3 protein-coding genes and 1 pseudogene are annotated in these 4,660 nt (G+C 71.2%); all 4 read left to right on the top strand.

The window, feature by feature from the left end:
- Window positions 1-1,195, top strand: a 1,195-nt coding sequence (locus tag G3I65_RS07305; RefSeq protein ID WP_160695408.1) for a leucyl aminopeptidase, incomplete at its 5' end; no start/stop codon positions are given.
- A 123-nt stretch (window positions 1,196-1,318) separates the two neighbouring features.
- Window positions 1,319-3,283: a TRAP transporter fused permease subunit gene (locus G3I65_RS07300; protein ID WP_160695407.1), complete on the top strand. Its 1,965-nt coding sequence runs from the start codon at window positions 1,319-1,321 to the stop codon at window positions 3,281-3,283.
- Window positions 3,280-4,251 (top strand): TAXI family TRAP transporter solute-binding subunit, encoded by a 972-nt coding sequence (locus G3I65_RS07295; protein ID WP_160695406.1) that lies wholly within the window; start codon window positions 3,280-3,282, stop codon window positions 4,249-4,251. The genes G3I65_RS07300 and G3I65_RS07295 overlap by 4 nt, the downstream gene beginning before the upstream one ends.
- 9 nt (window positions 4,252-4,260) lie before the next feature.
- Window positions 4,261-4,660, top strand: a pseudogene (locus G3I65_RS07290) (SMI1/KNR4 family protein); the annotation flags it as partial.

The following is a 4,660-nucleotide window of genomic DNA, read 5'->3' as shown; positions in this document are numbered from 1 at the left end:
CGCGGGCGCCGCCGGCCGCGCGCTGGCCGGCACCGACCGCGCGCTCGTGACGCTGTCCGAGCTCGACCTGCAGGCCGCCGTCGAGGGCACGGTCATGGGCTCCTACGTCTTCACCGCCTACCGCAGCGAGAAGGGTGACGCGCCGGTCGCGAAGGTCGACTTCGCGAGCCCGGCCGACGGCACGGCGCGCGAGCACAAGGCGACGCTGAAGGCCGCGACCTCCATCGCCGAGGCCGTCCTGACCGCCCGCGACCTGATCAACACCCCGCCGAACGACCTGTACCCGGCCTCCTTCGCCGACCGCGCGAAGAAGCTGGCCGAGGACAACGGCCTCGAGTTCGAGGTCCTCGACGAGAAGGCCCTCAAGCGCAAGGGCTTCGGCGGCATCCTCGGCGTCGGCGGCGGCTCGTCCCGCCAGCCGCGCCTGGTGCGCATCGGCTACAAGCCGGCCAAGGCCGCCAAGAAGGTCGCGCTGGTCGGCAAGGGCATCACGTTCGACTCGGGCGGCATCTCCCTCAAGCCCGCCGCGAACATGGACCACATGACCTCGGACATGTCCGGCGCGGCCGGCGTGCTCGCCGCCGTGGTGCTGGCGGCGAAGCTGAAGTACCCCCTCGAGGTCGTCGCGCACATCCCGCTGGCGGAGAACCTCCCCTCGGGCACGTCCTACCGCCCCGGCGACGTCCTGACCATGTACGGCGGCAAGACCGTCGAGGTCCTCAACACCGACGCCGAGGGCCGGCTCGTGCTCGTGGACGCGATGGTCCGCGCGGCCGAGGAGAACCCGGACTACCTCATCGAGACCTCGACGCTGACCGGCGCCCAGGTCGTCGCGCTCGGCAACCGCACCGCGGGCGTCATGGGGTCGGACGACTTCCGCGACCGCGTCGCCGCGATCATGCAGGCCACCGGCGAGAACGGCTGGGCCATGCCGCTGCCGGAGGAACTGCGCGCCGACCTCGACTCGCGCCTGGCCGACCTGGCCAACGTGACCGGCCACCGCTGGGGCGGCATGCTCGCGGCGGGCATCTTCCTGCGCGAGTTCGTCGCCGACGGCCTCGACTGGGTCCACATCGACATCGCGGGCCCGTCGTTCAACACCGGCGCGCCGTGGGGCTACACCGGCAAGGGCGGCACGGGCGTCCCGGTCCGCACGATCGCCGCGGTCCTGGCGGACATCGCCGCCAACGGCTGACCCCGATGACGTGAATGACTCATTCATGTCGCCCGACGACATGAATGAGTCATTCACGTCGCTTCGGCGGCGATGATCCCTTTGCCGGTTTCGATGTGATCCGCGACACCGTACGGTGGCCGGATGACCACCGGGCCGGTCGAAGAGGACACTCCCGCCGCGATCGCCGCCGAGCACGACGAGGAACGGCCCGCGCGGCAGCTCTCCCGGGTCCCGGACCGCGTCGTCTACGTCGTCGCGCTGGCCGTCGCGGTCCTCGTGCTCAAGCAGGTGTTCTTCCCCTTCGCCAAGGGCAACCAGTTCTACCTGGTCCTCTTCCTCGGCGTGACGCTGCCGCTGGTCTTCCTCTGCTACCGCCCGCGGCTGCGCGGCCGTGACGACCCCGGCTGGACCGACTGGGCCCTGGCGGCGACGGCACTCGCCGTCGGCCTCTACCCCGTGCTCGCCGGGTACGACGACTTCCTGAACCGGCAGGGCATCCTGTCCCCGCTGGACGTCGTCGCCGGCGCGCTGCTGCTGGTGCTGATCCTCGAAGCCACCCGCCGCACCACCGGGCTGGTGCTGCCGATCGTCTGCCTGCTCTTCCTCGCCTACGCCTACTACGGCGGCTTCCTCCCGCAGAACTGGGGCATCGCGCACGCCGGCATCGACTTCAGCCAGATCGTCAACGCGCTCTACAACGACGCGAGCGGCTTCTACGGCACCCCGCTCGACGTCGCGGGCAGCTACATCGTGCTGTTCACCCTCTACGGCGCCGTGCTCAACGCGTCCGGTGCCGGCCAGTTCTTCGTGGACATCTCGTTCGCCGCGTTCCGGAAGTCGCGGACGGCACCGGGCCGCACCACCGTCCTGTCGGGATTCCTGCTCGGCACGGTGTCCGGTTCGGGCACCGCCACCGCCGTCAGCCTCGGCTCGATCACCTGGCCGATCCTCAAGAAAGCCCGCTACCCCAAGGAAAACGCGGGCGGGCTGCTCGCCGCGTCCGGGATCGGGGCCATCCTCTCGCCGCCGACGCTGGGCGCCGCCGCGTTCATCATCGCCGAGTACCTGCAGACGTCGTACCTGAAGGTGCTGATCTGGGCGACCGTGCCGACGCTGCTGTACTACCTCGGCATCGTGTTCGCGATGGAGGCCGACGCCCGGCGGTTCAAGGCCGAAACCGTGGACGTCCCGCACGGCAGCCCCGGGAAACTGCTGCTGCGTGGCGGTTACCACTTCCTGTCGCTGGCGATCATCGTCGTGTTCCTCGCCCTGGACATCCCGCCGTTCGCCGCGGTCGTCTACGCCACCGGCGTCGCCGCGCTCTTCGCGCTGATCGCCCGGCGTCACGAGCCGAAAGCCTGGGCGAAGGACATCGTCGACGCGCTCTCGGCGGGCGTGCGCGGGGCGCTGCCGGTGATCGCGGTGTGCGCGGCGGCGGGCGTGATCACGTCGACCATCACCAAGACCGGGCTCGGCCTCGAACTCGCGGATGCGCTGGTCGAGCTGGCCGGCGCGCTCACCGACAACGGCACGCTGATCCTCATCCTGACCGTGCTGCTCTCTGCGGTCGCCGTCGGCGTGCTCGGCCTCGCCGTGCCGGTCACCGCGAGCTTCATCATCGCCTGGGTCGTGATCGGTCCCGCGCTGGAGACGCTGGGCGTCGCCGACGCCGAGCGCGCGATGTTCATCTTCTACTACGCCGTGCTGTCGGAGGTCACGCCGCCGACCGCGCTCGCCGCCGTCGCGTCGGCGGCGATCACCGGGGGCTCGGTGCTGGGAACCATGTGGCAGTGCTGGAAGTACACGCTCCCGGCGTTCCTGGTGCCGATCGCCTTCGTGCTCACCGACAACGGCGCCGCGCTGCTGCTGGAGTCGGACGCGCTGACCGTCGTCTGGGTGGCGGCGGTCTCCGCGCTGGCCGTCGCCGCGCTGGCGGTGGTGACCGGGGGCTGGCTGTTCGGGCCGGTCAGCCTGCCGGTGCGGCTGTTGTTCGTCCCGGCCGCGCTGTGCCTGCTCTACCTGGAGCCGGTGCCGATCGCGATCGGCGCCGCGTGCGGTGCCGCCGCGCTGCTCGCCCACGCCGTGATCAAGAGGAGGACAGCATGAAACGCGCACTCGTCACCGCCGCGGTGCTCGCCTTGGCCGTCACCGGCTGCGGTGGCAAGCAGCAGACGGACTCGGCCGCGCCAGGCGGTTCGCAGTCCTGCGAAGCCGGCGAAGGCCGGATCACCATCGCCACCGGCAACAGCGGCGGCGTCTACTACGTGCTGGGCGGCGGGCTGGCCCAGCTGATCAGCACCAACACCAAGCTGCGCGCGACGGCCGCGGAGACCGGCGCGTCGGTGCAGAACATCCAGCAGCTGGTGGCGGGCAACTACGACGTCGCGTTCTCGCTGGCCGACACCGCGGCGGACGCGGTGAACGGCAAGGGCTCCTTCGACGGCAAGCCGCAGAAGGTCCAGGCGCTGGCGCGGATCTACCCGAACTCGACGCAGGTGCTGGTCCGCGCGGACGCGGGCATCGACTCCGTCGCCGACATGAAGGGCAAGCGGATCTCGACGGGCTCGCCGAAGTCGGGCACCGAGGTGATCGCGAACCGCCTGCTGCAGGCGGCCGGGCTGAAGGACACCGACGTCCAGGCGCAGCGGCTCGACCTCGCCAAGACCGCCGACGGCATGAAGGCGGGCACGCTCGACGGCCTCGTCTGGTCCGGCGGCCTGCCGACCGCGCAGATCACCGACATCACGACCGCGTTGAAGGACAAGGTGAAGTTCCTCGACATCACGCCGCTGCTGCCGAAGCTCAAGGAAGTCAACCCGGTCTACGACCAGGCCGTGATCCCGAGGGCGACGTACGCGCAGCCGTCCGACGTGCCGACGGTCGTGGTGCCGAACCTGCTGCTGGTGCGCGAGGACTTCCCGGCGGGCAACGCGTGCGCGATCACGAAGCTGCTCTTCGACAAGCAGGCCGAGCTGGCGAAGGTGCACCCGGCGGCGAAGGAGATCACCAAGCAGCTGGCCACGCAGACCGACCCGGTTCCGCTGCACCCGGGGGCGAAGCAGGCACTCGGCTAGGGTCGAAGCGTGGACGCCGGTGAGTACCTCGAGACGGCGGTCCGCGACGTCCTGACGGCGGCCGAGCCGGGTGTCGACGACCAGGTCGGGTACGCGGCTCTGCTGCTCGCCGTCACCGGCGCACTCGACGAAGCCGACCGGCTGGTGACGCAGTGGCTGGCCCGCACGGAACGGCCGGTCACCGCGCTGGCCGCCGGCCCGGTGCGGGCCCGCGCGTGGGCGATGCTCTTCGAGGCTCGCGGCAGGCGGCCGGACTGGGCCGAGGGCCTGCCCCCGCTGGACCTCGACCTCGAGGAACGCCTGCACACGGCGTCGTTGCGGCGTCCGGTCTCCGACCTCGACGGCGTGCTGCCACCGGGCCCGATCGCGGAGGTGGTCAAGCACGTGGCGCCGTCGCGCCCGGACCGCG

This window comes from Amycolatopsis sp. SID8362 (assembly GCF_010550475.1).
Classification (GTDB): Bacteria; Actinomycetota; Actinomycetes; order Mycobacteriales; family Pseudonocardiaceae; genus Amycolatopsis; species Amycolatopsis eburnea.
This window is presented reverse-complemented; position numbering and strand designations above follow the sequence as displayed.

What these genes read in the sequence shown, in the direction of transcription:
- G3I65_RS07300 (WP_160695407.1), top strand. Translation starts at nt 1,319, where the DNA reads ATGACCACCGGGCCGGTCGAAGAGGACACTCCCGCCGCGATCGCCGCC.
- G3I65_RS07295 (WP_160695406.1), top strand. Translation starts at nt 3,280, where the DNA reads ATGAAACGCGCACTCGTCACCGCCGCGGTGCTCGCCTTGGCCGTCACC.